This window comes from Bacillus sp. EA-CB0995, from assembly GCF_055814245.1.
Genome location: NZ_CP169269.1, coordinates 1879227 through 1905974 on the forward strand (window position 1 = coordinate 1879227; position 26748 = coordinate 1905974).

The window sequence follows — 26748 nt, forward strand, 5'->3', positions numbered from 1 at the left end:
AATCTCTTCCTAGCTTTTTGTATATGTTTCAGATGATGGAACAAAATCATTCGTGTATAATTGTGTTATAATATATTTTTAAAGTGAAAAAGAAAGACGTATGGGGGATCAAAATGGCACAGTACACGCCGATGATGCAGCAATATTTAAAGATCAAGGCAGATTATCAAGATGCCTTTTTATTTTTTCGATTAGGCGATTTTTATGAGATGTTTTTTGAGGATGCTGTAAAAGCAGCACATGAACTTGAAATTACATTGACGAGTCGTGATGGGGGCGGGAGCGAACGGATTCCGATGTGCGGTGTACCGTATCACGCTGCGAAAAACTACATTGAACAACTGATTGAAAAAGGATATAAAGTAGCAATTTGTGAACAAGTTGAAGATCCAAAAACAGCAAAAGGTGTTGTGCGCCGTGAAGTTGTTCAGTTAATTACGCCAGGAACGATGATGGAAGGTCGTACAATAGATGAAAAGGAAAATAATTTTCTCGCAGCACTAGCACATTTTGAAGATGGTTCCTATGCATTAGCATGTAATGACTTAACAACAGGTCAAAATACAGTAACATTGTTAACTGGAACACTTGAAGATGTATTACTAGAAGTATATGCAACGGGTGCGAAAGAGATTGTCGTATCTTCCACGTTCTCTAAGGAAGAATTGGACAAGATGTTAGCAACATTAAAAATGACAGTTTCATATGAGGAAGAAACGAAAATTCCAGAGAGTCTTATACACCTCGTTCAAAATGTAACGCAAACGAAATTAATTGCAGCAGTTGGACGTTTATTTAACTATGTTTTACGAACACAAAAACGTTCACTAGATCACCTGCAACCGGTTGAAATTTATTATACAAATCAATTTATGAAGATTGATGTTCACTCTAAACGTAATTTGGAGCTAACAGAAACCATTCGAACAAAAGAAAAAACAGGCTCCCTATTATGGTTGTTAGATAAAACAAAAACAGCAATGGGTGGACGAATGTTAAAACAGTGGATGGAACGTCCACTCATTCAAAAAGAAAAATTGAAGAACGTTTAGAGATGGTTGAAACGTTTGTGAACGATTATTTCTTACGTGAAGATTTAAAAGAAAAATTAAAAGAAGTATACGACTTAGAACGGTTAGCAGGAAAAGTTTCATATGGAAATGTCAATGCGCGTGATTTACTGCAATTAAAGCGTTCCTTAATGCAAGTTCCGGCTATTTTAGAGGCAGTTAGTCTGTTAGATAATTCTTATGCTGCAAACTTAATTCAAGGTGCTGATCCTTGTGAAAGCTTAACGGCGTTATTAGATAGAAGTATTCAAGAAAATCCGCCACTTTCTATAAAAGATGGTGACATTATAAAAGACGGTTATAGTGAGAAATTAGATCAATATCGCTATGTAAGTAAAAACGGAAAAACATGGATTGCAGAGCTTGAAAAACGTGAGCGTGATATAACAGGAATTAAATCATTAAAGATTGGTTACAACCGTATTTTTGGTTATTATATTGAAGTTACAAAAGCAAACCTTACCGCACTTCCAGAAGGACGCTATGAACGAAAACAAACACTTGCGAATGCAGAGCGTTTTATTACAGACGAATTAAAAGAAAAAGAAACATTGATTTTAGAAGCAGAAGAAAAAATCGTTCAGTTAGAATATGATTTATTCACGGCTCTTCGCGAAGAAGTGAAAGTGTTTATTCCGAAGTTACAGCAATTAGCGAAAATTATTAGTGAACTAGATGTCCTTCAAAGCTTTGCAACTGTAAGTGAAGAAGAACAATTTGTAAAACCAATATTAACGAGTAAACGAGAAATCTTTATTAAAGATGGCCGTCATCCGGTCGTTGAAAAAGTATTAAACGGCAAGTTGTATGTTCCAAATGATTGTATAATGCCTGAAAATATGGATGTTTTTTTAATTACTGGTCCAAATATGTCCGGTAAAAGTACGTATATGCGTCAATTAGCACTTATTACTGTTATGTCGCAAATCGGTTGCTTTGTACCAGCAGCAGAAGCTGTACTCCCTGTGTTTGACCAAATCTTTACGAGAATTGGGGCAGCAGATGATTTAATTTCAGGCCAAAGTACGTTTATGGTTGAAATGTTAGAAGCAAAAAATGCGATTGCGAATGCATCGGAAAGAAGCTTAATTTTATTTGATGAAATTGGTCGTGGTACATCTACGTATGACGGTATGGCATTAGCGCAAGCAATCATTGAGCATATTCATGATCAAATTGGTGCGAAAACGTTATTTTCAACACACTATCATGAATTAACAGTGTTAGAAGAAAGTTTAGATCAACTAAAAAATGTACATGTTTCAGCAATTGAGGAAAACGGAAAAGTTGTCTTCTTGCATAAAATTCAAGAAGGAGCAGCAGATAAGAGTTACGGAATTCACGTTGCTCAGCTTGCAGAGCTGCCAGATAGCTTAATCGCTCGTGCCAAAGAAGTATTAGCGCAGCTTGAAGGTCAAGAGGAAGTAACCATTCCAAAACGAACGGAAGTCAAAGTTCCAGAAGAAATCGTACAAGAACCTGTAGTCGTGAAAGAAGAACTAGAGGCATTGCCGCAAGAAGAAGTGGAAGAAGAATCACAGCTATCCTTCTTTGCGGTGGAACAAACAGCGGAAAAAGAAGACAAGTTTGTACTCGATTCAAAAGAAGCGGCAGTATTAACACAAATCAAAAAAATAGATTTACTAGATATGACACCGCTAGAAGCATTAAATGAACTGTACCGTTTACAGAAAAAGTTGAAGAAAGGATGAGTAAGTAGATGGGGAAAATTCGCAAACTCGATGATCAACTTTCTAACTTAATTGCAGCGGGAGAAGTAGTAGAACGACCTGCTTCAGTTGTAAAAGAACTTGTCGAAAATTCCATCGATGCGAATAGTACATCTATTGAAATCCACTTAGAAGAAGCTGGATTATCGAAAATTCGCATCATCGATAATGGAGATGGAATTGCTGAAGAAGACTGTATCGTTGCTTTTGAACGACATGCAACAAGTAAAATTAAAGATGAAAATGATTTGTTTCGTATTCGGACGCTTGGTTTTCGCGGTGAAGCATTGCCGAGTATTGCATCTGTTAGTGAATTAGAGTTAGTAACGAGCACAGGGGATGCGCCAGGAACACACCTTGTTATTAAAGGTGGCGAGATTTTGAAACAAGAAAAAACAGCGAGCCGTAAAGGAACAGATATTACGGTTCAAAACCTGTTTTTTAACACACCAGCACGTTTAAAATATATGAAAACGATTCATACAGAGCTTGGAAACATAACGGATATTGTATACCGCATTGCTCTATCACATCCAGAGGTCTCTCTGCGTTTGTTTCACAATGAGAAAAACTGCTTCATACATCAGGAAATGGTGATGTAAGACAAGTTCTTGCTGCAATTTACAGCATTCAAGTCGCGAAAAAACTAATTCCAATTGAAGCAGAATCGCTAGACTTTACGATTCGTGGTTATGTAACGTTGCCAGAAGTAACGCGTGCATCTCGTAACTATATGTCAACGATTGTAAATGGTCGTTACGTTCGAAATTATGTCTTAATGAAAGCTGTGCAGCAAGGCTATCACACATTGCTACCTGTCGGACGCTATCCAATTGGCTTTTTATCAATTGAAATGGATCCGATGTTAGTTGATGTGAACGTTCATCCAGCAAAACTAGAGGTTCGATTTAGTAAAGAGCAGGAGCTATTACAGCTTATTGAAAAAACATTGCAAGATGCTTTTAAAAAGATTCAACTCATTCCTGATGCTGGTGTTACGACAAAGAAAAAAGAAAAAGATGAAAGTGTTCAGGAACAGTTTCAATTTGAGCATACAAAACCGAAAGAACCATCGATGCCAAATATTGTTTTACCAAGTGGAATGGATGAGCAAGAAGAAGAAAAGCCAAAGCAACAGTCACCGCTTTGGAATCCACCAAAGCAAGAATGGCAGCCACCACAATCTCTCGTAAAAGAAGAAAACAATTGGCAACCGTCCAAGCCAATTGTAGAAGAACCGCTTCCACAAGAGAATGAGTGGGAAGAGCGTAAGGAAGATTTTGAGTTGGAAGAACTGGAAGAAGTGCAAGAAATCGAAATGAACGGAAACGATTTACCACCGCTTTATCCAATTGGACAAATGCACGGAACATATATTTTTGCTCAAAACGATAAAGGGTTATATATGATTGATCAGCATGCAGCTCAGGAGCGCATTAACTATGAATATTTCCGTGATAAGGTAGGACAAGTTGCACCAGAGGTACAAGAATTACTTGTTCCATATAGAATTGATCTATCACTCAATGAATTTTTACGAGTAGAAGAACAACTAGAAGAACTGAAAAAAGTAGGATTATTCCTAGAACAATTCGGCCATCAATCGTTCATTGTACGTTCACATCCAACATGGTTTCCAAAAGGACAAGAAATGGAAATCATTGATGAAATGATGCAGCAAGTATTGAAATTGAAAAAAGTTGATATTAAAAAACTGCGCGAAGAAGCAGCCATTATGATGAGCTGCAAGGCATCTATTAAAGCAAATCAATATTTAACGAACGATCAAATTTTCGCCTTATTAGAAGAACTGCGAACAACAACAAATCCTTATACATGTCCGCATGGCAGACCGATTATTGTGCATCATTCGACTTATGAACTGGAGAAGATGTTTAAGAGGGTAATGTAGGGGATTTGTTCAAATGGAGAAAAGTCCGCTACTAGGTGTTGATAAGATAAATTTGAATCCATATAATGAAAAAACGCTTCAGACTACTGAAGCGTTTTTTATTTGAATCCAGATAGTTATTTAGTACTACTGAATCATCATTTAAATAAATTTGTTATAGGAGAGGCTAATGCTTCATTAATAAACCAAGAATTAGAGGATAATTCTTCATAAAGTGAATATTGCCAAGTGTTTTTAGCTAGCCTTTTGAAGTTATTAGCTTCTTTTTCTAATTCTGTCTTTAAAGCGTTGGGTTCATCAGTATGGTCCTGAGTTGGACAAACGAATCCGTCGTCACCTCAAACAAACAAATGACTCTTGGAGAGTCGATGAAACATATATCAAAGTAAAAGGATCTGTATCGTGCTGTTGATTCGAAAGGAAACACAATCGATTTTTGCCTAGGCAAAACAAGAGACCAGAAGGCTGCAAAGCGCTTTTTCAAGAAAGCTTTGCGTTCTTTTCATGTTTCGCAGCCTCGTTTTATAACAGTCGATAAGAATCCAGCTTATCCTATAGCAATTGAACAGTTGAAAAAAGAGAAAAGCATACCTGATGGTATGCAACTTAGACAACAAAAATACTTGAATAACATAGTAGAACAAGATCATCGCTTTATAAAGAAGCGAATCCGTTCTATGCTAGGGTTCAAATGTTTTGACACAGCTACATCCATTCTTTCTGGAGTAGAAGCCATGCATATGATTAAAAAAGAACAGATTGATTTACGGGACCAGTCTGTCCAAAATCAGAAAGAATTCATCCATCAATTGTTTGGACTTGCAGCATAAGATACGATTCCGTTAGGAATATATGCGCTTTATTCTCTTTTATTTTATTTTATTTTATTTTTGCACCAGAACCCTTTTTAATGTGTTTTTAAATTAAAGCAAGGGTCTCAGTCAATAACTAATGCTGGGCATAAGATGCACGATAATAGATATGAGGTAAAATTAATTTTTACCAGATTGTTTTAAAATGATATAATTTTCTTAAAATTATATTTATTTAAGTGAGGACTGGTGAAGAGTATGCTGACATTTGGTACAGTTATAAAGCAAAATGCAAGTAAGTACAAAAATAAGCCTGCTGTTATTTTTCAAGATACAATCAAGACATATGAAGAGTTAAACATTCGCGCTAACAAAATCGGAAACGCTTTCTTGGATCGTGGCTTTCGAAAAGGCGATAAAGTAGCTGTCATGTTAAAGAATCATGCTGCTTATGTCGAGATCATGGCCGGGCTGTCCAAAATCGGAGTCATCATTGTACCGATAAACTATCGCCTGGTTGAACCGGAAGTAGAATATATACTAAGAAACTCTGAAAGCCGGGGATTCATTATTTCAAAAGAATATGAAGGGATTGCCCAAGAGTTGCTTCCAAAAAACTCTCAATTAGACACTATACTGGTAGTGGGTGGTGCGTCCAATGAAAATATGGAAGGGTATGTAGATTTTCTTGCTTCAGGCTGTGATGCGGAACCGAACATTGAGGTTCATGAGAAAGATACTTTCTATCTGGGCTACACTTCCGGTACGACCGGAAAGCCAAAAGGAGTGGTCATTTCCCATCGATCCCGAATACTGACAGGAATGGCCGCAGCTTATGAATACAAGATCGACGAATCAGATATTCACCTTGTTGCCGGGCCCGTTTATCATGCAGCCCCATGGATTTTTCTTGTTATGCAGCTGCTCGTGGGCGGCACCCTTGTCATTCATGAATCATTTAATGCAGAACAAGTGCTTGAAGACATTGAGCGATACCAGATCACAAACACGTTCCTTGCACCAACGATGTACAATTTCTTGATCAACACGAAGGAAGAAACAAAAGCAAAGCATGACATTTCTTCTATGCGTGTGTTGATTTCAGCAGGCTCGCCGCTGCCGACACAAACAAAACTGGATATTCTGGACTTTTTCAAAAAGGCCGATTTGAACGAATTTTACGGTTCGACAGAAAGTGCGATTACACTGAACATTAAACCGGGTGACATTTGCCGGAAAGAACGTTCAGTGGGACATCCTTTCCCGCTTGTGGAATGTGTAATTTTGGATGACGAGAAGAACCCGATTTCGAACGGTGAAGTAGGGGAGCTGTATTTTAAATCACCGTACAACTTAGACGGCTATTATAACAATCCGGATGCTGACGCCGCTTCGTTTTATCATGGTTTTTTTACAGTGGGAGATATGGCGCTGCAGGATGAAGATGGATTTTACTATATTGTAGACCGAAAGAAAGACATGCTGATCAGCGGCGGTGTTAATATTTATCCGCGTGAAATTGAGGAAGTCCTTTATTCACATCCCGGGATTCTCGATGTTGCGGTGATCGGTGTACCGGATGCCGTGTGGGGGAATCGGTTAAAGCCATTGTTGTACAAAGAGAAGGGGCTAATCTCATAGCAGAAGATATCATTGGTTACTGCGAAGGGAAATTAGCCGGCTATAAGAAACCAAAATCGGTAGACTTTGTCCATGAACTCCCACGCAACCCATCGGGGAAAATATTAAAAACAACATTGCGGGATTCCTTTGCAAATGATAGAAAAGGAATCTTTCATATTAATTAATTTTTTCTATTACGGAAACAAGTTGAAAAGCAACTGCGTTGATTAAGCAGTTGCTATTTTTTTATAAAATGGCTCTGTTAAATTTTAATGTTGAAAAATTGCCTTATATTAAGGAAAACCCCATTTATCAGGGTTTTCCCCAATCTTGTTAAAACCAACGTACCTGTTTGTTTAATAATTTCTATCCAAAATTTCTATCTAAAAAAAGGAGTAGATAACTACCCGCCCAAAGAAAATATGCAAGTTTAATTATTATAAACATCGAAAATTCAAATGAAGAAAGTTTTCTTTCACGCTTGGTCTTTTTCAAGTGCCAATAATAAAAGAATGAACATAGAAGTAGCAATAACATAGATAATTCGTTTATGTTTTCTAATAGGTTAATAATGGTTCTGGTGCAAAAATGTTAGTTAGAAACATAGAGTAGCAATTTCTTCTACATTTCTAGCTTATGAAGCTAAACCAAACAATTTATGAATAAATTGTTTTTGATTTTGGGCAGACTTGTCCAGTAAAACAAGTTGTCCTTTTTTCATCATATGCATGGCTTCAACACCACTCAATATAGAAATTGCTGTTTTAAATGACTTGAATCCTAACATAGAGCGAACTCGCCTTTTAATAAACCGGTGATCTTGTTCCACTATATTATTGAGATACTTCACTTGCCTAATTTGGATGCCTTCTGGCATCTTTTTTCTTCTTTTAACTCCTCAATTGCTACTGGATAAGCTGGATTCTTGTCTACAGTAATGACACGAGGAGTGGACACATGCGAAAAAGCCAAGGCCTTTTTGAAAAAGCGCTTGGCTGATTTAGCATTTCTATTCTTGCTCAGATAAAAATCAATCGTGTTTCCTTCTGAATCGACTGCACGGTATAAATACATCCATTGCCCTTTTACCTTAATATAGGTTTCATCGACTCTCCACGAATCATTTGTTGATTTAAGATGATGTCGTACTTTCTCTTCTAATTGAGATTCATATTGATGAACCCAGCGCATAATCGTTGTGTGAGCAATGGATACACCTCTTTCTTCCATCATTTCCACTAGGTTTCGAAAGCTCAAATTGTACCGTAGGTACCACCTTACTATTAATAAGATGAGTTCAGGCTGATAATGCTTCCATTTGAACAAATTTTCCTTTTCCATACTGGTCACGCACCTTTTCTAGAGTAGTAATATCAGTATGTCCAAGTTTAAGAGATTTTTTGCACCAGAACCCTATTTTTAATTATTCATAGAGGAGTAGTCCTCATTCCGACTGATTGACAAGTAATACTGCATAAAACACAAGGCAATGAATAGTATAGGAAGTGGCAAATGGGATATTTGAGGGGGATTTCAATGAAACGGTTTGTTCGTTATTGGTGTCAATCAATGATAGGGACAGGTTCACATTTTCTTCATGTAAGAAAGATGGCCCTTGCAACTCAGTTGGTAATCATAGCCTTATTAAGTACATTTGCTACCATATTTCAATCAGCAGGGGGCATTATGCCGGGGATAGGATTTCTAATTAGTTGTCTAGCGACATTACCTATTTTTTAGCTACTTGCTTTTCTATCCGTCAAGGAATCCTTTCTTATATCCTTACGATTTTCCTCTTATTTATTATCCAGCCGAGTGAACTTATTATCTTTCCCTTTACAACAGGTTTATTAGGTGTAACGCTGAGTGTGGCTTTTTTACAATTAAAGAGGAGAATGATGGTCGTTTCTTTTTCAGCAGCATGTTTACTCGTGGGGATTATGATTATCCTGTACGTATTCCGTTTTCCGGTGTTAGGTCCTACGGTTGATACAACTATGGATCCAAAGGTTATTGCATTAATATTTATATTAAGTTTTCTTTACTGCTGGATGTTCGCAGAGATTTGTAGAATGTTCATAAATAGGTTGTATCAGGTGCTGTCTTGAAATTGGGGTGGAGGTCTTTTCAAATGAATAAGCGTTGTAATAACTTAGAAAAGTCCCTTCAGAAATCTGAGGGGACTTTTCATTCACGTAATCAATGTTATCGGTAGTTCCTTATTAGAGGTTAGTTTTTGCCTACTCCATTATTAAACGGCGTTTTTTTTGTCAGTACGAGCTCTGCAGTGATTGGTAAATGATCAGATGCAAGAGTGTCTATGACTTCCCCAGTACGAATTTTGACATCTTCAGAAGTAAAAATATAGTCGATGCGACTTGTTGGTTTATCTGCAGGAATAGTATAGTCCTCATTTTGACCGAGTTCGGCAAATACGTCTTTATATTGTGCAGTCATCTTCAGAATTTCCGTGCTTTTAGGGGCGGCATTGAAGTCTCCCGCAAAGATTTTTGTTCCTTCTTTTTGTTTTGCAATGTCGAGTATTTCTCTTATCTGCAGATCCCTTTGTTCTGATCTCCTATGATCAAGGTGAGTGTTGTAGAAATGAATGTGGTTTCCTTTCACGTTAATCACAGTTTCCAAAAGACCGCGCTGCTCTGTCGGGTTTACTGGATATGGAATATTAGTGAGCAGATGATTTTGAGAAGAAAGGATAGGATATTTGCTTAACACGGCCGTTCCATATTGCCGACGGTGTTCTCCTTCCTGTAAAGGTTCATAGTCAAGATTTGCAGCATATGCATAGTGCATTCCTAAATAATTTGCTAACCATTTTGCTTGATCTTCGAAATTACTGCGCTTCGAAAAATGATTATCTATTTCTTGCAAACCGATAATATCAGCATCTGATTGTTTAATAACTTCTGCAATTCTTTTCAAGTCCAAAATAGCATCTGTACCTTCTCCATGATGAATATTATAAGACATGACTTTAATTCCAACCTCGTTGCCTCTTTCAAATACGGGCGGTTCTGCCGCAAGCGTTTTACTGTTGTACGAGAACATAGGAATCAGCAATAAAATAAAAGCAAAAATAAATGATTTCTTAAACAAGTCTAACACCCTCTCAAAGTTTTCTATTAACTTACTTTTAAAGAGTAAAATATTTTTATTGTCAAAATATAAGAATTTTGTAAAAACTACGTAAAAATCCCTTGAATTTGAGAGACTGAAAAACTCATATGTAAACAAAAACAATATTATCCTTTAACAGAAATTTTCATAATGAATACTATATACATGTGAGATTTACATAGCATTTCATTATCAGTAGTCAATCTATCTAGAAAAATAGAAAATCCCCCTCAGAAAATCTGAAGGGAATTTCTATTTTTTATATGAAAAATAAAATATTCTACAATTTAATACAAAAAACGACTAAAAAGATAGAATTTTCTGTTTTTTTGTTGCAACATGACGATTTTCATGTTATTATAAGAGCAATCACAAGATAGGTGGTGATATCCTCTTAAAATTAACAGAATATTCAAAAAGTGCGTGATTGTCGGTCGTTATCGTTATTTGCTTCTTCTTGCATTTCCCTACAAAAAGAGTATTTTTAAGGTTATTTTTGTAGGGAAATAAAAACATTCCCTTTAGAGAATGTTTTACTACCATCAATTCTAATATAAGCAGTAAAAAAGCACTTGAAAGAGTGCTTTTTTACCTTTTCTTTCACTTTTTTTACAAAGAATTAGGGAGGGATAAAACATGTGGATCTCTACACTACTATTAAATGCATTTATTATTATAATTTGTATCCTTAGTTATCAAGTGTTTTGGTTAGACAAAACTGAAAAAAAAGCACGCAACAATATATTAATTTCTTTTCTTGCATCCATTGCAATTATTCTTTGTATGACCTTCCCAATTCATTTTCACGCTGGGTATATTTATGATCTGCGCTTTATTCCTATTCTTTTAGTTTTACTATATGGAAACACAAGAAGTATAATTTTTATCAGTATTGTATATTTTTCATATAGATTTTACTTAGGTGGAACTGGCTTTTTTTCATCAGTTATTATATATGGTATTTTTATAATTACTATTACAATATTTCATCATTTTCTCCGCATTCATTTCGAAAGAAAAAAAACAGTATTCAACATACTACTTATTTTAATTTGTACCAGTTTTCTTTCGGTTTTTGCTGTAATAAATCAAATTGAAATAATTGGTAAAATACAATTTGATTTTATTAAATTATTAGCTAATTATATAATAATTAATATTTTCACAGGATTATTATCTATTTATTTGGTAGAAGGAATGATAGAAAAGTTTAAGATGAAAGAAAAAATTCAAAGAGCAGAGAAATTTTGTCTAATTAGTGAGTTAGCTGCATCTATTGCACATGAAATCAACAACCCAATCACTACTGTATACGGATTCGCTCAATTACTTCATAGAAGTGAAACCTTAAAAGCATCTCAAGATAACTACTTGGAAATTATGTTAGTCGAACTAGAAAAAGTACAGTGCATTATTAATAATTATTTATCTTTAACAAAACCACAAAATATAATAAAAGAATCGATAAATATTAAGCAACTTTTTCATCAAGTAAAAAATAGTATTTTACCACTTGCACTCTCACATAATGTTGAAATAAAAAGCAATATCACAAATTCTGTATACATAAATGCTAATCCAGAAAAATTAAAACAATGTTTAATTAACATTGCACAAAACGGAATTGAAGCTATGCAAAATGGTGGAGTATTACAAATTAATATACAAAAAATAAAAAATAATATTGTAATTGATATTATTGATTCAGGAATAGGAATGTCTTCTCAAGAAATTAAAAGAATTGCCATGCCATTTTATTCAACTAAAGAAAAAGGAACCGGACTTGGCACTATGGTCGCTTATAGCATCATTAAAGAATTAAACGGAGATATAGAAATAAAGAGTAAAAAAGGAAAAGGAACACATTTTTCTATCATTATACCTTGCTAATAATTCTTATGAAATAAAATGGAGGAGTTAATAGATGAAATCTGAAAGTATGACACACCATTTTCAAACATTAAGACAGCAACGACATTGTTTTTTTCAAAAAATACAATTTATCTCAAATGATAAACTATGGGATCAAAAAGAAGGAAAATGGTCTATTGGCGAGCACATATACCATCTATATTTAATTTTAAGAATGGTTAAAGTTGCAACAAAATTTTCTTTTGTTCTTATTCCGTATGCAAAAATGAGAAGAAAGAAATCATTTGCTAATCAAATACATGATATTTATGCAGAATATAAAGAGAAGCATGGAAGAGGGATGAGAGCGCCTTTCATTTTAGTGCCACGGAAAAAAGTGATTCATACTATGGATAAAGAAGAGTTAAAGAGATTGCTGTTAAATGAGACGGATAAATTGAGAGAATTAGTTATAAATATTGAAGAAGATATTGCTGGACATATTGTGTTCTTGGATCCAATGGCCAACTATCCTAACTTAATTCAGGCTATTCAACTTTTAGCAATACATGAAGAGCACCATTATAAAATTATCGAAAAATATTATAGCGACATGATTAATGAATCTGGTGCTGAAGATAAGAAAAAGGTACAATTTTGAGATGTTCCCCAAGAAGTAACATAAGTGACGTATGTGTATGACGTCAATTGCGAAAGCGAATTTTTTTGCACCAGCTTTTTTAATTGCTTTAGAAAAATGATTGTGCACATAACTTGGATTGAGAGGATTACTTTTTTTATTTGTTGTAAAATATACAAAACAGCATGACAGTAAAATGTCATGCTGTTTTGTATGTTCTTTAATTGTATGTCTCTACATATTTTTCTAGATGATTTTGTATGAGATAAAGCACTACTAGTCATTATTTTTAACTTGAACGTGCTTGTTCCGCATTGCAAAGTAAATTGGAAGACCTAAAGCAGTTAAGCCTATACCACATAATGCTAGCGACGTTTGTGTGAAAAGAGTATTAATAACGATAAATGATCCGCCGATAATAGATATTAACGGTATAATGGGATATAGAGGTACTTTGTAAGGACGCACAAGTTCTGGTTCTCTTTTACGCAAAATGAATACTGCTATAAATGTCATTGTATAGAATATCCATATAACAAACACTAGCATATCTGTTAAAGTATTAAATCCACCGATCACCATCATGATGATAGAAACGCATAAGATAAATAATCCAGAATTATAAGGAACTCGACTATTGCTAGATAATGTAGCAAACCATTTACTAAAAGGTAGTTTGTTTTCTAATGCCATTGCATAAGGAATGCGCATTCCTGTCATGATATATCCATTGATTGTTCCAAATACGGAAATTAAAATACCGATTGTAACTAATTTTCCTCCCATTGCTCCAAACAGAATTGTCGCTACTTCAGATGCAGGTGTATCAGTTCCTGCAAGCGATGTTGCAGACATAACCATAAGGAAAGCAATATTAATAAGTAAGTAAACAACCATAACAGTAGATAATCCGATTACGATTGCTTTAGGCAAGTCTTTTTTAGGATTTTTCATTTCCCCAGCGATATTTCCTACATGAATCCATCCATCATAAGCAAACATTGTTGCAAGTAAGCCAGACCCAAGCGCGGATATAACTGATTTACCTGGTCCTGCTTCCACTGGAAACAGTTGAAGAGTCACGTCGCCTTTGTGTAGTAACCCAAAAATAATAAGTAATGCTAAAGGTAGTAGTTTACATATAGTCGATACGGTTTGAATTCCTCCAGCTGCTTTCGCACCTAAGAAGTTCATCAGCGTTACAAATGTTGCGGTAACAACAGCAATTCCAATAATCATCATTTTATGTTCATTTGCATTTAATCCAAATAAACTAACTGCTTGTGTTCCAAATATAATAGCAAGTGCTGCAATATTGGCTGGGAAGTAAATGACTGTTTGTGCCCAGCCTAGTAGGAAAGCAGTTAAGTTTCCATAAGTACGCTTTAAATATGCCATCATTCCACCTGTTTCAGGAATAGCTGCCGATAATTCAGCAGCAGTTAAACCTGCGCAAACAGTGAGTATTCCACCGATTACCCATGCGAGTAATCCTAAACTCGCTGTTCCGGTTGCACCGTATAATGCAGTAGGCTTAAAAAATACACCTGCCCCAATAACGGTACCAATAACAGTGGTTAATGCTGCAAAGAAGCCAATTTCTTTTTTTAGTTGTGCTTGTGACATAATAATCACTCCTGTTTGGAAAAATACATACAATCTCTGATGAATTCATTTTTATTTCAATTTTAATAGTATATCCTCTCATTTTTTTAATAGTGCTTTATAAAAATTTAATTTCGTTTGTGATATAATTCACAATTTTATAGAAATTAATACAAAGTATTTCTATATTTATATGTGAAAAAATTCACAAAAATAATTAAAAAAATAAAATTGCATTTCATTTGAATTCATAAGAGATGTTACTCGTGACAAAGTCTAGCACAGGTTGAAAACGGATTCAATGCCTATTTGAATGAAAAAAATTATTTCAAAATAAATAAAAACATTTTGTGAAATATTTCACAAAATGTTGACTCATCATTTTTCTGAGTGCTATCTTGTAGGTGTAAACAGGCGATTCAGACAAATGAGGAAATATAGAAACGTTTGATATATTCCGCAATTTTATTTGGGTCGTATAACAAATAATGTAATTTACATTACATTTAATAAGGATGTGTCAACATGAAAATTGGCGTAGTAAAAGAAATTAAAAAAGGTGAAGCACGTGTTGGGATGACACCAGAAAATGCCCAGAAATTAATTAAAGCTGGACATAAAGTCTTAGTCGAAAAAGATGCTGGTGTGGGATCAGGTTATACAAATGAAGAATATACGAATGCAGGTGCTACTTTAGTAAATCAAGAGCAGGCCTGGGATGTTGATATGGTAGTAAAAGTAAAAGAACCTTTAGCGGAGGAATATAAATATTTTAAGAAAGATTTAATTGTTTGGGGATTTTTACATCTAGCAGCTTCAAAAGAATGTGTTGAAGCGATGAGAAAGGCGGGAACAACCGCAATTGCTGGAGAAACAATTAGTGAAAATGGAGTTTTAACGTTATTAAAACCGATGAGTGCCATTGCTGGGCGCCGGGCAGTATTTATGGGAGCTTATTATTTAGAAAAACAACATCAGGGAGAAGGTATTTTATTATCAGGAATAGATGGTATTCCTGCTGGTAATGTTGTCATTTTAGGCGGAGGCAATGCGGCAATTAATGCTTGTGATATGGCTGTTGGAATTGGTTGTCATGTAACGATTTTAGAGTTAAATAAAACACAGATTACTTATTTACAAGAAAAATATGCAAATGCTCCAGTTGAAATCATGGAATCTAATACTGAGAACTTAGAGAAAACAATTAAAAATGCAGACTTATTTATTTCAACCATTTTAATTCCAGGTTCTAGACCACCAAAAATTGTGAAAGAGTATATGGTTCAGTCTATGAAACCGGGAAGTATTATTGTTGATATTGCAATCGATCAAGGCGGGACAGTTGAAACGATTGATCACTATACAACACATAATGATCCTATATTTATTAAGCACGATGTCATACACTATGCTGTGCCAAATATGCCTGGAGCGACTCCACGTACTTCTACTATGGCATTAGCGAATGGAAATATTGATTATTTATTAGCGATTGCTAACAATGGTTTAGAAGAGACAATCCAAAACAAACCTGCATTAGCATATGGTATCAATATTTATAAAGGAACCATTACTTATGAGAATTTAGGAACAACGTTAGGGTTAGATTATAAACAATTGAAAGAAGTGTTAATATGATTACTAAAACTTTACCACTAACCATTGTTGATATAAAAAAAGCCAAACAAGTTCTTGATAGAAATGCTCGTAAAACACCGCTTGTTAAATCGTTTTATTTAACAAGCAAAACAGGTGGGGAAATATATTTAAAATTAGAAAATATGCAATTAACAGGATCATTTAAATTTCGCGGGGCGTTTAATAAAATTTCTAATTTAACAGAAGAAGAAAAAGCTCGTGGAGTTATTGCTTGTTCAGCTGGAAACCATGCACAAGGTGTTGCACTATCTTCACACTTACTTGGAATTAAAAGTAAAATTGTGATGCCAACTTCTGCTCCAAAGGCGAAAGTTGAAGCGACGAAAGGATATGGTTCAGAAGTCATTTTATATGGTGATACGTTTGATGATGCGAAAGCGAAATGTGAAGAAATTATAAAAGAAACGGGAGAAACATATTTACATCCATATGATGATGTAGAAGTAATGGCAGGTCAAGGAACAATTGGCTTGGATATTCTTGATGATATGTGGGATGTTGATACAGTACTTGTACCGATTGGCGGCGGCGGAATTATTGCTGGAATCGCGGTAGCACTTAAATCTTTTAATCCTTCTATCAATATAATTGGTGTTCAAGCTGATAATGTTCATGGAATGAAAGCTTCGTATGATAAAGGCGAAATCGTAGAGCACTATGAAGCACCTACTATAGCTGATGGGTGCGCAGTAAAAATTCCAGGAACCTTAACTTTTAAAATTGTGAGAGAGTTAGTAGATGATATTGTAACTGTATCAGAAGAAGAATTAGAAGTAGCTATGAAAGATTTATTACAACGTGGAAAAGCTGTTGTAGAAGGTGCTGGAGCATTAGCGACAGCTGCTCTCCTTGCAGGGAAAGTTGATCCATATATAAAAGGGAAAAAAGTAGCTGCGATTATTTCTGGTGGAAATGTTGATTTAACTCGTATTTCTAGTGTTTGTGAGCATTTCTTTGCAAATGAAGTAAAGTAGTGGTACGAAAATTGTAAAATACAAAATGAGACTGAACGATAGGTTCATAGAATACGAGAAGAGCTAAGAGATAGAACCTCTTAGCTCTTCTTCGTAAAAGGGGCACGTTCAATGTTTTTACATCAACGGATGAGAACTATCTGTCTTTCTTTGATTATTAAACTTGTAATGAGGTATAATACAATATAGTGAATAAATGCGACTTCTTCAATTCATATTGTTTGTCAGTAATGTGAAATATAAATAACTTTTTATATTTAGTTTGAAAAAGTGTTGAAGAAGCAGCATATTTCATATTACTATTTTTATGTAGATTCAAAGCTGAAAGAGAGTGAAACAAGTATGGGCCGTAAGTGGAACAATATTAAAGACAAAAAAGCGTCAAAGGATGCAAATACAAGTCGTATCTATGCAAAATTTGGACGTGAAATTTATGTAGCAGCAAAACAAGGTGAACCAGATCCAGAATCCAATCAGAATTTAAGAGTGGTACTTGAGCGTGCAAAAACGTACAGCGTACCGAAAACAATTATTGACCGTGCGATTGAAAAAGCAAAAGGTGGTTCAGAAGAAAGCTATGACGAACTTCGTTATGAAGGCTTTGGACCAAATGGATCAATGGTAATTGTAGATACATTAACAAATAACGTAAATCGTACTGCAGCAGATGTGCGTGCTGCGTTTAGTAAAAACGCTGGTAACATGGGAGTAAACGGATCAGTAGCGTATATGTTTGATGCAACAGCTGTAATTGGTCTTGAAGGCAAAACAGCAGATGAAGCGCTTGAACTTTTAATGGAAGCAGATGTAGATGTGCGTGATATTTTAGAAGAAGAGGAAGCAGTTATCGTTTATGCAGAACCGGATCAGTTCCATGCGGTACAAGAAGTATTTAAAAATGCTGGTATAACGGAATTTACAGTTGCAGAACTAACAATGCTTGCGCAAAATGAAGTAACACTTCCAGAAGATGCACAAGTGAAATTTGAGAAAATGGTTGATGCATTAGAAGATTTAGAAGATGTTCAGCAAGTGTACCACAATGTTGATTTAGGTGAATAATATAGAAAAACAGACCTTTGTTTTGTAACAAAGGTCTGTTTTTTTAGAGTGTTCATTGAAATTTAAAGGCTCTTTTCGTATAGATTGTTGTTTTTTTGCGATAAAAATAAGACTTCAGATTAAATCCAGTTCTTAGGTATTTATGAATGCTTTCTTCGTATGGCTGTTCAAGAATAATAAAGTTATTTAAAAGATAATAAAATAGCAGTGCACATTGATTTTGATATAAAACAACGTGTGATATGAAGTATAACTTTGCATAAAATGCAGATTTATGCTTTCTTTCTCCTATGTTGAAACGGATGGAGGCTGCAAAGTTAATTAACCAAAAGCTCAGCAGCATGCGGTGCAATTATGCTTGTCAACGCATAGTTTCGTGATTAAACGAATATATCCAAAAAAGTATTAAGTACTGTGACTCTTTTATGATTTTTATATTGTGTATTTTTGGATTAAACGCTATAATTACAGTGTTAAAGATGGAAACGTGATATGACCTGTTACGACTCTATCATTTTATTTACAAATAAATGGATTGGTATTTTAGCAAGATGTGCTAATGAACTACTCCACCATGATGATAGCGTACCTATTAATTCGGTGCGTATATTTTCGTGGTGGAGTTTTTTTATTCTCAAAAGGGGGAACGACCATGAACGACAGCATGGTTCATATTACAATCGACGGCAAAGAATATACAGCTGAGCCCGGTTCAACTATATTGGGTATCATTAATCAGAACGGGATTGAACATCCACAAATCTGTCACGTGCCTGAAGTGGATCCTATTCAAACGTGTGATACTTGTATTGTAGAAGTTGATGGAAAACTTGTGCGATCCTGCGGGGCAGTAGCGACGAACGGTATGAATATTGAGTTGTCCTCTATTAGTGCAAAGGCAGCACAAACGGAGGCGATGGACCGCTTATTGGAAAATCATTTACTTTATTGTACGGTCTGTGACAACAATAATGGGAACTGCAAATTGCATAATACGGCAGAATTAATGGAAATTGAGCATCAAAAATATCCTTACAAACCAAAAGTAGATGTAGGCGAGGTTGATATGTCTCATCCATTCTATCGCTATGACCCTAATCAGTGTATCGCGTGCGGTCAATGTGTAGAGGTCTGTCAGAACTTGCAAGTAAATGAAACATTGTCTATTGATTGGGAGGCAGAGCGTCCTCGTGTTATTTGGGACGACGGAGTGGATATTAACGATTCTTCATGTGTTAGTTGCGGTCAATGTGTAACTATTTGTCCTTGTAATGCTTTGATGGAGAAATCAATGCTTGGAGAAGCTGGATTTATGACTGGGCTGAAGCCGGACATTCTTGAGCCTATGGTTGATCTTATAAAAGAAGTTGAACCTGGATACAGCGGTATTTTCGCTATATCAGAAGTAGAAGCTGCCATGCGTGAAACTCGTACGAAGAAAACGAAAACTGTATGTACGTTCTGTGGTGTAGGGTGCTCATTTGAAGTGTGGACGAAGGGACGTAAAATTCTTAAAGTACAACCAACTTCTGAGGCACCGGTTAATGCAATTTCTACTTGCGTAAAAGGAAAATTTGGTTGGGATTTCGTAAATTCTGAAGAACGACTCACTAAGCCTTTAATTCGTAAAAATGGAACATTTGTTGAATCAACTTGGGAAGAAGCACTTGAATTAGTGGCAAATAAATTAGGATCCATTAAAGAACAATACGGTAAAGGATCTGTAGGCTTTATTTCTTCTTCTAAAATTACGAATGAAGACAACTATGTCATTCAAAAATTAGCTCGACAAGTGTTCGAAACGAACAACGTGGATAACTGCTCTCGTTATTGTCAATCACCAGCAACAGATGGATTGTTCCGTACAATTGGTATGGGTGGAGATGCAGGAACGATTAAAGATATTGCACAAGCAGGTCTTGTTATTATCGTTGGTTCAAATCCAACAGAAGGTCACCCGGTTTTAGCTACTCGCGTGAAACGTGCGCATAAACTTCACGGTCAAAAACTAATTGTTGCAGATCTTCGTAAAACCGAAATGGCAGAGCGCTCAGATATCTTTATCAGTCCAAAGCAAGGAACAGACCAAGTATGGTTAATGGCTGTTACGAAATATATGATTGATCAAGGTTGGCATGATCAACAGTTCATCGACGAGAATGTAAACTTCTTTGAAGATTTCAAAGATAGTCTTGCAGAATATACGCTTGAATATGCAGAAGAGATTACAGGCATTTCAAAAGAAACTCTCGTTCAAATGGCAGAAATGATTCGTGATGCAGATGGTACTTGTATTCTTTGGGGAATGGGTGTAACTCAAAATACTGGTGGTTCAGATACTTCCGCTGCGATTTCAAACTTACTTCTTGCAACAGGAAATTATCGTCGCCCAGGTGCTGGTGCATATCCGCTTCGAGGTCATAATAACGTACAAGGTGCTTGTGATATGGGAACTCTCCCAGGCTGGCTTCCAGGATATCAGCACGTTACTGACGATGTGGAACGTGCGAAATTTGAAATAGCTTACGGGGTAAAAATTGATAACAAACCAGGTCTTAACAACATTCAAATGCTTCACGCAATTGAGGAAGGGAAAATGAAAGCCATGTATCTTGTTGGAGAGGATATGGCTCTTGTAGACTCTAACGCAAATCATGTACATGAAGTTCTATCAAGCCTTGATTTCTTTGTCGTTCAAGATGTATTCCTTTCTAGAACTGCTCAATACGCCGATGTAGTGTTACCAGCAGTGCCATCTCTTGAAAAAGAAGGTACTTTTACAAATACAGAACGTCGTGTACAAAGACTATATCAAGTACTTCCTACACTAGAAGATGCGAAACCAGACTGGTGGATCGTACAAGCGATTGCAAATAAATTAGACGCAAACTGGAACTATAGTCATCCAAGTGAAATCTTTGCTGAAATGGCAAGTTTATCGCCACTTTTCGCAAAAGCAAACTATGAAGTGCTTGAAGGTTGGAACAGTTTCCATTGGGGAAGCTTTGAAGGAACGAATACGCCGCTCCTTTTCCTAGATGGATTTAACTTCCCAGACAAAAAAGCTCGTTTCGCCATAGCTGACTGGGTACGTCCTGCTGAATTCCCAGCGGAATACGATCTTCACATTAATAATGGTCGTATGCTTGAACATTTCCATGAAGGTAACATGACAAATAAATCAAATGGTATTCAAACTAAAGTGCCTGGTGTCTTCGTTGAAGTTTCTCCAAAACTTGCACAAGAACGTGGAGTTAAAACTGGTTCGTTAGTGCGCCTTGTTTCTCCTTTTGGAGCACTTAAATTACGTGTGCTTGTAACGGATCGTGTAAAAGCAAATGAGCTTTATTTACCGATGAACTCGACGGACAAAGAATCGGCGATTAATTTCTTAACTGGTCCTGCGGTCGATCAACGTACGAATACACCTGCATATAAACAAACGAAAGTTCGTATGGAAGTGTTACAAGTAGAAGGTGAAAATCCGATGCCAAAAGCGAATCCACGTAACAAAAAGCGTCACCCTCAAAATGGGATTGAGGTAAGTCGTAAGTGGGCTCGTCCAGGATACGTGCACTTAACGGATAACTAGGGAGGAGAAAAAATATGGCAGCACCTATTAGAGCTATCCAAAAGCAGGAGCTAACTGAGGAAGAACAAAAACAACAAAAGCTAGAAGATTTAAAAGCACTTCTAGCTAATAATGAAGAAGCTTTAAATCAAATGTTTAATATTGTAGGTGAACTGAATGACATTGGGATGCTAGAAGCTGCAAATTCGATGCTTAAAGCGAAAGAACAAATCGCAAAAATTGTTCTAGGACAAGTCACTCGCGAACCAGTTACGAATTTAATTAATAATATGATGGGCGCTGCAGGAGCTTTAACAGAACTTGATCCGGATCTTACTAAAAAACTTGTAAGTAGTGTATTAACAGGTATGGATGAAGGAAACCAACATCTGCAAAGTAATAAAAAAGTAGGAATACTGGACCTTATGAAAGTACTTAAGGATCCAGATATTAACCGTGCTATCGGATTCGGTCTTCATTTCTTAAAAGGTATGGGTAAAGGGTTAAAAGACGAATAGGTAAGCAACAATAACATTATTTCATATGTTGTATACATGTTTGAAATAATTCTAAAAGATGAGCCTTTTCGTCTAATTATTTGAGTGGAATAATTTAGACGAGAAGGTCATTTTGTTAAAATGTTTATGATGAAGTAATATTTGAAAACGTATTATTGATTAACTGGGGAGGAATGAGAGAATGTCAAAAATGGTACATGAATTTAATGATATGATACGAAAGCTTCGAAAGGATTTGTTCGGAAAAGGGCCGGAACGAATTCATACTGTATTTGCTGAGAATATGGCTATTGCCACACTTTATGGGAATTTGACACCTACTGAGAAATTCATTTCGGGAACTATGGATGGTGCGGAAATGGTTCATATGGCTCGAACGAAAATGATTCAGGAGGTTTATGCTGTCAATTCTCGTGAACATTTGGAGGAACTTGTTGGTGCGAAATTAGTTCATCTGTTTTCGGATATGAAAGTGGACGAAGATATTGCAGTTTCAGTGTTTGTATTTGATAAAAATATAACGTGAGAGAAGGATACTGATCGTGAAATCGATACAGGTGGAACGGGAAATTTTCCGTTATGAGCAAGGGGAGTTTAAACATATAGAGGACAGCATTGTAACAGAGTTTCCAGTTACAGTTAAAATTAACGGACAGGAATTTGTTACAATGGTTAGTACTCCAGAATATATTGAAGATATGGTAATAGGCTTTTTAGCATCTGAAGGTATTATCCGAAAGTATGAAGATATTGATGAAATATGGGTACAGGAGAAAGAAGGATATGTACATGTAACAACGACAAAAATCAATCCTTATTATCGTGACATCCAAAATAAACGTTATATTACTTCATGCTGTGGAATGAGTAGACAAGGATTTGTTTTCGCAAACGATGCGCTGACTGCGAAGAAGATGAATGATATTCGCGTAAAGATCTTTGCCCAGGATTGTTTTCGATTAATGAATGATATGCAGCAATCTGCGGCTACTTTTCAGCATACGGGCGGAGTTCATAATGCTGCTTTATGCGATGTGAATGGGATTGTTTTAAGCCGAATGGATATAGGAAGACATAACGCTTTAGATAAAATTTACGGCCATTGTTTAAAAAATAACATTTCTATTGGTGATAAAATTATTGTTTTTAGTGGCCGTATATCTTCAGAAATTCTATTGAAAGTTGCGAAAATTGGCTGTGAAGTAATATTGTCAAAATCCGCTCCAACTGAGTTAGCACTACAGCTAGCAGAACAGTTAGGGATTACTACAATAGGCTTTATTCGTAATCAATCCTTAAATGTATATACTCATCCAGAGCGGGTTGTAAATATTAAGTAAATCAAAATGGCTAACAAATAAAACTTGTACGGAATTATAAAATATGTAGAAGCGAGGCAATAAACATGAAATCTGTCACATTAGACAAATTGCATCGTCCTTTAAAGGATTTGCGTATTTCTGTTACCGATCGCTGTAATTTTCGCTGTCGATATTGTATGCCAGAGGAAATATTTGGTCCTGACTATTCTTTTTTGTCTAATGATAAAATTTTATCTTTTGATGAAATTGAAAGGGTAACACGTATTTTCGTTTCTTTAGGTGTAAGAAAGTTGCGTATTACTGGGGGAGAGCCTTTACTTCGGAAAAACCTTCCTGAGCTAATCGAGCGACTTAACAAAATTGATGGAGTAGAGGATATTGGTTTAACTACAAATGGGTCCTTACTCAAGAAGTTTGCTGCTGATTTGTATAAGGCGGGTTTATCACGTGTGACAGTTAGTTTGGATTCTTTGGAAGAAGAGCGTTTTGCTTATTTAAATGGTAATAGAAGTAAAGTGAAAACGGTTCTTGGAGGAATACAGGCTGCAGCGGAAGTCGGGATGAAAATCAAAATGAACATGGTTGTCCAAAAAGGAAAAAATGAACAGGACATCATTCAGATGGCGCAATACTTTAAAGAGAATAAGCATATTCTTCGATTTATTGAATATATGGATGTCGGGAATTATAACGGCTGGGAATTAGACGAAGTAATCTCTAAACAAGAGATATTAGAGACTATTCATAAAGTTATGCCGCTTGAACGAATTGAAGCAAACTATTCTGGCGAAGTCGCCACGCGCTATCGTTATATCGATAGCGATGAGGAAATAGGAATTATTTCATCTGTAACAGATTCTTTTTGTTCATCATGTACAAGAGCTCGTATTTCCGCGGAAGGAAAGCTATATACTTGTTTGTTTGCTTCCAAAGGAAATGATCTTAGAGAATTACTTCGTTCCGGGTATACCGATGAGGAGATTACCGATGTTATTCGTGACATTTGGAATAATCGTTCAGATCGCTATTCAGATGAACGGTTGAGCGATACAAATAAAAAAACATTGCCAAAAATTGAAATGTCGCATATTGGTGGTTGAGAAATAAGTGATATGTTAGGATGACATTCAAAACACCATGAAAGAAGGTTATATGTAGCTTCTTTTTGTTATAGCAGATAACGCTTGAATATACGAAGTGGAAAGTGTGCAAGTCCTGCAGATTTTCTATTTTATAGTAAAAGTGATGATTGATATCTCTGTAAGAGAAGTGCAGGGAGATTAAGCAGCATTCAAAAATCCTTACTATGTTAAGGGTTTCTTGAAGCTGTTTTTTTATTTGAAAAAATGGAGGAATTGGTTATGGCATTTCATAAACCGGAAAAAATCGCTGAGCTTGTGATTGAAGCCGGTGTCCAAAAGGTAAGGCAATCGCTATCCGCCATGCTTATTCTTGGTTTTTTAGGAGGAGCATTCATTTCGTTAGGGTTTTTGCTTAATATTCGAGTTCTTGGTAATTTACCGGAGCAATGGGGAAGTCTAGTGAATTTTTTGGGAGGAGCAGTTTTTCCTATAGGACTTATGCTCGTTGTCCTGGCAGGAGGAGAATTAATTACGGGAAACATGATGTCAGTGTCCATGGCCCTGTATGCACGAAGAATTTCATTGAAAAGTGTGTTAAATAATTGGGTTTGGATAACTTTAACTAATTTTGTTGGTGCACTTTTCGTAGCTTATTTTTTCGGTCACCTTGGCGGGTTGACGGAGGGGGCATATTTAAATAAAACAGTAGCAATAGCCCAAGAGAAATTACATGAATCGTTTGGGAAAACATTAATTTCAGCAATCGGTTGTAACTGGCTTGTTTGTCTTGCAATTTGGTTGGCTCATGGAACTAACGATTTTGTTGGGAAAATTATCGGAATTTGGATTCCTATTATGACATTTGTGGTAATTGGATTTCAGCAAGTGGTAGCAAATATGTTTGTAATCTCAGCAGCTATTTTTGCGGGTCACCTTTCATGGATAGATCTTGCAGAGAATTTTGTTCCTGTTTTTATAGGAAATGTAATTGGTGGAGCTGGATTTGTTGGATTTGCTTACTTTTCTTGTTATCAGAAACAAAGTCATATAGAGAAAGAGTAAAAAAACAACCTCATATGAAGCAGATTTTTTAAATTAATGGGGTGTTTTAGAACAAGAATTATCTAAAAGAAAGGAAGACTTTCTAATGATAGAGCGGTATTCACGACAACAGTTCTTCACTCCTATTGGGAGTAAAGGACAAGAGAAGATTAGAAATAAGCATGTGTTGATTGTGGGGGCAGGTGCATTAGGAAGTGCAAGCGCAGAAGCGTTGGTTCGTGCAGGTATCGGAAAGTTAACGATCATTGATCGTGATTACGTAGAATGGAGTAATTTACAGCGACAACAACTTTACGTTGAACAAGATGCAACAGAAAAATTACCAAAAGCAATTGCAGCTCAGAATCGTTTAAAACAAATCAATTCAGAGGTACAAATTGATGCTTTCGTGATGGATGCAAGGATAGAGAATATGGAAGTTTTGTTAGGCGACGTCGATATAATCATTGATGCAACAGATAATTTTGATATTCGATTTGTGATAAATGATCTATCACAAAAATATGATATTCCCTGGATTTATGGTTCTTGTGTGGGGGGATATGGCATGAGCTATACCATTATTCCAAGGAAAACACCGTGCTTACATTGTGTACTTAAAAGTGTTCCGGTTACAGGAGCGACGTGTGACACGGTTGGAATCATTAGTCCAGCTGTCCAAATGGTGGCAGCGTATCAAGTGGTGGAAGCATTCAAAATTCTAGTAGAAGATTTTTCAGCAATTAGAAACACCTTTTTAATGTTTGATATATGGAGTAATCAACACCATTCTGTCAAACTAGAAAAGATTAAAACGGACAATTGTCCTTCGTGCGGAACGCATAGAACTTATCCTTATTTATCTTATGAAAACCAAACAAAGACAGCTGTTTTATGTGGGAGAAATACGGTTCAAATTAGACCCCCGCATAATAGTCGTTACAATTTTGACCATTTAGAAAAACAACTAAAAAAACATGGGAAAGTAGATCGAAACCCGTATTTGCTATCTTGCCAACTAGATGATTATCGTTTGGTCATGTTTCAGGATGGGCGTGTATTTATCCACGGGACAAATGAAATTCAAAAGGCGAAAAAAATATACTATCGTTTATTAGGGTAACAGAAGGAGTGAGGAAAA

Annotated in this window: 13 protein-coding genes and 9 pseudogenes; 19 read left to right on the top strand and 3 right to left on the bottom strand. The window is 35.8% G+C overall.

What is annotated here, in order from left to right:
• The first annotated feature begins 113 nt into the window (after positions 1-113).
• The 4 pseudogenes from mutS to ACEWFJ_RS09860 all read left to right on the top strand — a co-directional run bounded on the left by mutS (position 114) and on the right by ACEWFJ_RS09860 (position 7332).
• Positions 114-2782, top strand: a pseudogene (gene mutS, locus ACEWFJ_RS09845) (DNA mismatch repair protein MutS).
• A gap of 8 nt (positions 2783-2790) precedes the next feature.
• Positions 2791-4712, top strand: a pseudogene (mutL, locus tag ACEWFJ_RS09850) (DNA mismatch repair endonuclease MutL).
• 277 nt (positions 4713-4989) lie between these two features.
• Positions 4990-5542: pseudogene (locus tag ACEWFJ_RS09855) on the top strand (IS6 family transposase); the annotation flags it as partial.
• Positions 5543-5782: 240 nt separating this feature from the next.
• A pseudogene (locus ACEWFJ_RS09860) lies at positions 5783-7332 on the top strand (class I adenylate-forming enzyme family protein).
• 449 nt (positions 7333-7781) lie between these two features.
• Here the strand turns inward: ACEWFJ_RS09860 and ACEWFJ_RS09865 are convergent.
• Positions 7782-8488 (bottom strand): annotated as a pseudogene (locus tag ACEWFJ_RS09865) (IS6 family transposase).
• A gap of 195 nt (positions 8489-8683) precedes the next feature.
• Between ACEWFJ_RS09865 and ACEWFJ_RS09870 the strand changes: the two are divergent.
• Positions 8684-9255: pseudogene (locus ACEWFJ_RS09870) on the top strand (hypothetical protein).
• Between the two features lie 121 nt (positions 9256-9376).
• On the opposite strand, the gene ACEWFJ_RS09875 reads toward ACEWFJ_RS09870, so the two are convergent.
• On the bottom strand, positions 9377-10399 hold the full coding sequence (locus ACEWFJ_RS09875; protein WP_473691864.1) for an endonuclease/exonuclease/phosphatase family protein: 1023 nt from the start codon (positions 10397-10399) through the stop codon (positions 9377-9379).
• A gap of 519 nt (positions 10400-10918) precedes the next feature.
• Here ACEWFJ_RS09875 and ACEWFJ_RS09880 point away from each other — a divergent pair.
• The 3 genes and pseudogenes from ACEWFJ_RS09880 to ACEWFJ_RS09890 all read left to right on the top strand — a co-directional run.
• Positions 10919-11320, top strand: a pseudogene (locus ACEWFJ_RS09880) (LytS/YhcK type 5TM receptor domain-containing protein); the annotation flags it as partial.
• Positions 11318-12172: pseudogene (locus tag ACEWFJ_RS09885) on the top strand (ATP-binding protein); the annotation flags it as partial. The pseudogenes ACEWFJ_RS09880 and ACEWFJ_RS09885, both read left to right, overlap by 3 nt.
• Positions 12173-12206: 34 nt before the next feature.
• Complete coding sequence (locus ACEWFJ_RS09890) at positions 12207-12794, top strand: DinB family protein (RefSeq protein ID WP_473691867.1); 588 nt, start codon at positions 12207-12209, stop codon at positions 12792-12794.
• 255 nt (positions 12795-13049) lie between these two features.
• On the opposite strand, the gene ACEWFJ_RS09895 is transcribed toward ACEWFJ_RS09890, so the two are convergent.
• The gene (locus tag ACEWFJ_RS09895; RefSeq protein ID WP_473691869.1) at positions 13050-14399 is read right to left on the bottom strand and encodes an APC family permease; all 1350 of its coding nucleotides are present in this window, start codon (positions 14397-14399) and stop codon (positions 13050-13052) included.
• A gap of 504 nt (positions 14400-14903) precedes the next feature.
• On the opposite strand from ACEWFJ_RS09895, the gene ald reads away from it, so the two are divergent.
• The 11 genes and pseudogenes from ald (at position 14904) to ACEWFJ_RS09950 (ending at position 26730) form a co-directional block, all read left to right on the top strand.
• The gene (gene ald, locus ACEWFJ_RS09900) at positions 14904-16016 is read left to right on the top strand and encodes an alanine dehydrogenase (RefSeq protein WP_473691871.1); all 1113 of its coding nucleotides are present in this window, start codon (positions 14904-14906) and stop codon (positions 16014-16016) included.
• Positions 16013-17011, top strand: a complete 999-nt coding sequence (gene tdcB, locus ACEWFJ_RS09905; protein WP_473691873.1) for a bifunctional threonine ammonia-lyase/L-serine ammonia-lyase TdcB — start codon at positions 16013-16015, stop codon at positions 17009-17011. The genes ald and tdcB overlap by 4 nt, the downstream gene beginning before the upstream one ends.
• A gap of 342 nt (positions 17012-17353) precedes the next feature.
• On the top strand, positions 17354-18073 hold the full coding sequence (locus tag ACEWFJ_RS09910; RefSeq protein ID WP_440603750.1) for a YebC/PmpR family DNA-binding transcriptional regulator: 720 nt from the start codon (positions 17354-17356) through the stop codon (positions 18071-18073).
• 492 nt (positions 18074-18565) lie between these two features.
• A pseudogene (locus ACEWFJ_RS09915) lies at positions 18566-18778 on the top strand (hypothetical protein).
• Positions 18726-21665, top strand: a complete 2940-nt coding sequence (gene fdhF, locus ACEWFJ_RS09920; RefSeq protein WP_473691876.1) for a formate dehydrogenase subunit alpha — start codon at positions 18726-18728, stop codon at positions 21663-21665. The pseudogene ACEWFJ_RS09915 and the gene fdhF overlap by 53 nt, the downstream one beginning before the upstream one ends.
• A gap of 14 nt (positions 21666-21679) precedes the next feature.
• Positions 21680-22162, top strand: a complete 483-nt coding sequence (locus tag ACEWFJ_RS09925; RefSeq protein ID WP_473691878.1) for a helical membrane plugin domain-containing protein — start codon at positions 21680-21682, stop codon at positions 22160-22162.
• A 181-nt stretch (positions 22163-22343) separates the two neighbouring features.
• On the top strand, positions 22344-22688 hold the full coding sequence (locus ACEWFJ_RS09930) for a Na-translocating system protein MpsC family protein (RefSeq protein ID WP_002168730.1): 345 nt from the start codon (positions 22344-22346) through the stop codon (positions 22686-22688).
• Positions 22689-22704: 16 nt separating this feature from the next.
• Positions 22705-23502 carry a formate dehydrogenase accessory sulfurtransferase FdhD gene (fdhD, locus tag ACEWFJ_RS09935; protein ID WP_473691881.1) on the top strand — a complete coding sequence of 266 codons (798 nt, stop codon included), beginning with the start codon at positions 22705-22707 and terminating at the stop codon, positions 23500-23502.
• 65 nt (positions 23503-23567) lie between these two features.
• Positions 23568-24584 (top strand): GTP 3',8-cyclase MoaA, encoded by a 1017-nt coding sequence (gene moaA / locus ACEWFJ_RS09940; protein ID WP_473691883.1) that lies wholly within the window; start codon positions 23568-23570, stop codon positions 24582-24584.
• A 261-nt stretch (positions 24585-24845) separates the two neighbouring features.
• Positions 24846-25628 (top strand): formate/nitrite transporter family protein, encoded by a 783-nt coding sequence (locus tag ACEWFJ_RS09945; protein WP_473691885.1) that lies wholly within the window; start codon positions 24846-24848, stop codon positions 25626-25628.
• Between the two features lie 85 nt (positions 25629-25713).
• Positions 25714-26730 carry a molybdopterin-synthase adenylyltransferase MoeB gene (locus ACEWFJ_RS09950; protein ID WP_473691887.1) on the top strand — a complete coding sequence of 339 codons (1017 nt, stop codon included), beginning with the start codon at positions 25714-25716 and terminating at the stop codon, positions 26728-26730.
• Positions 26731-26748: the final 18 nt, after the last annotated feature.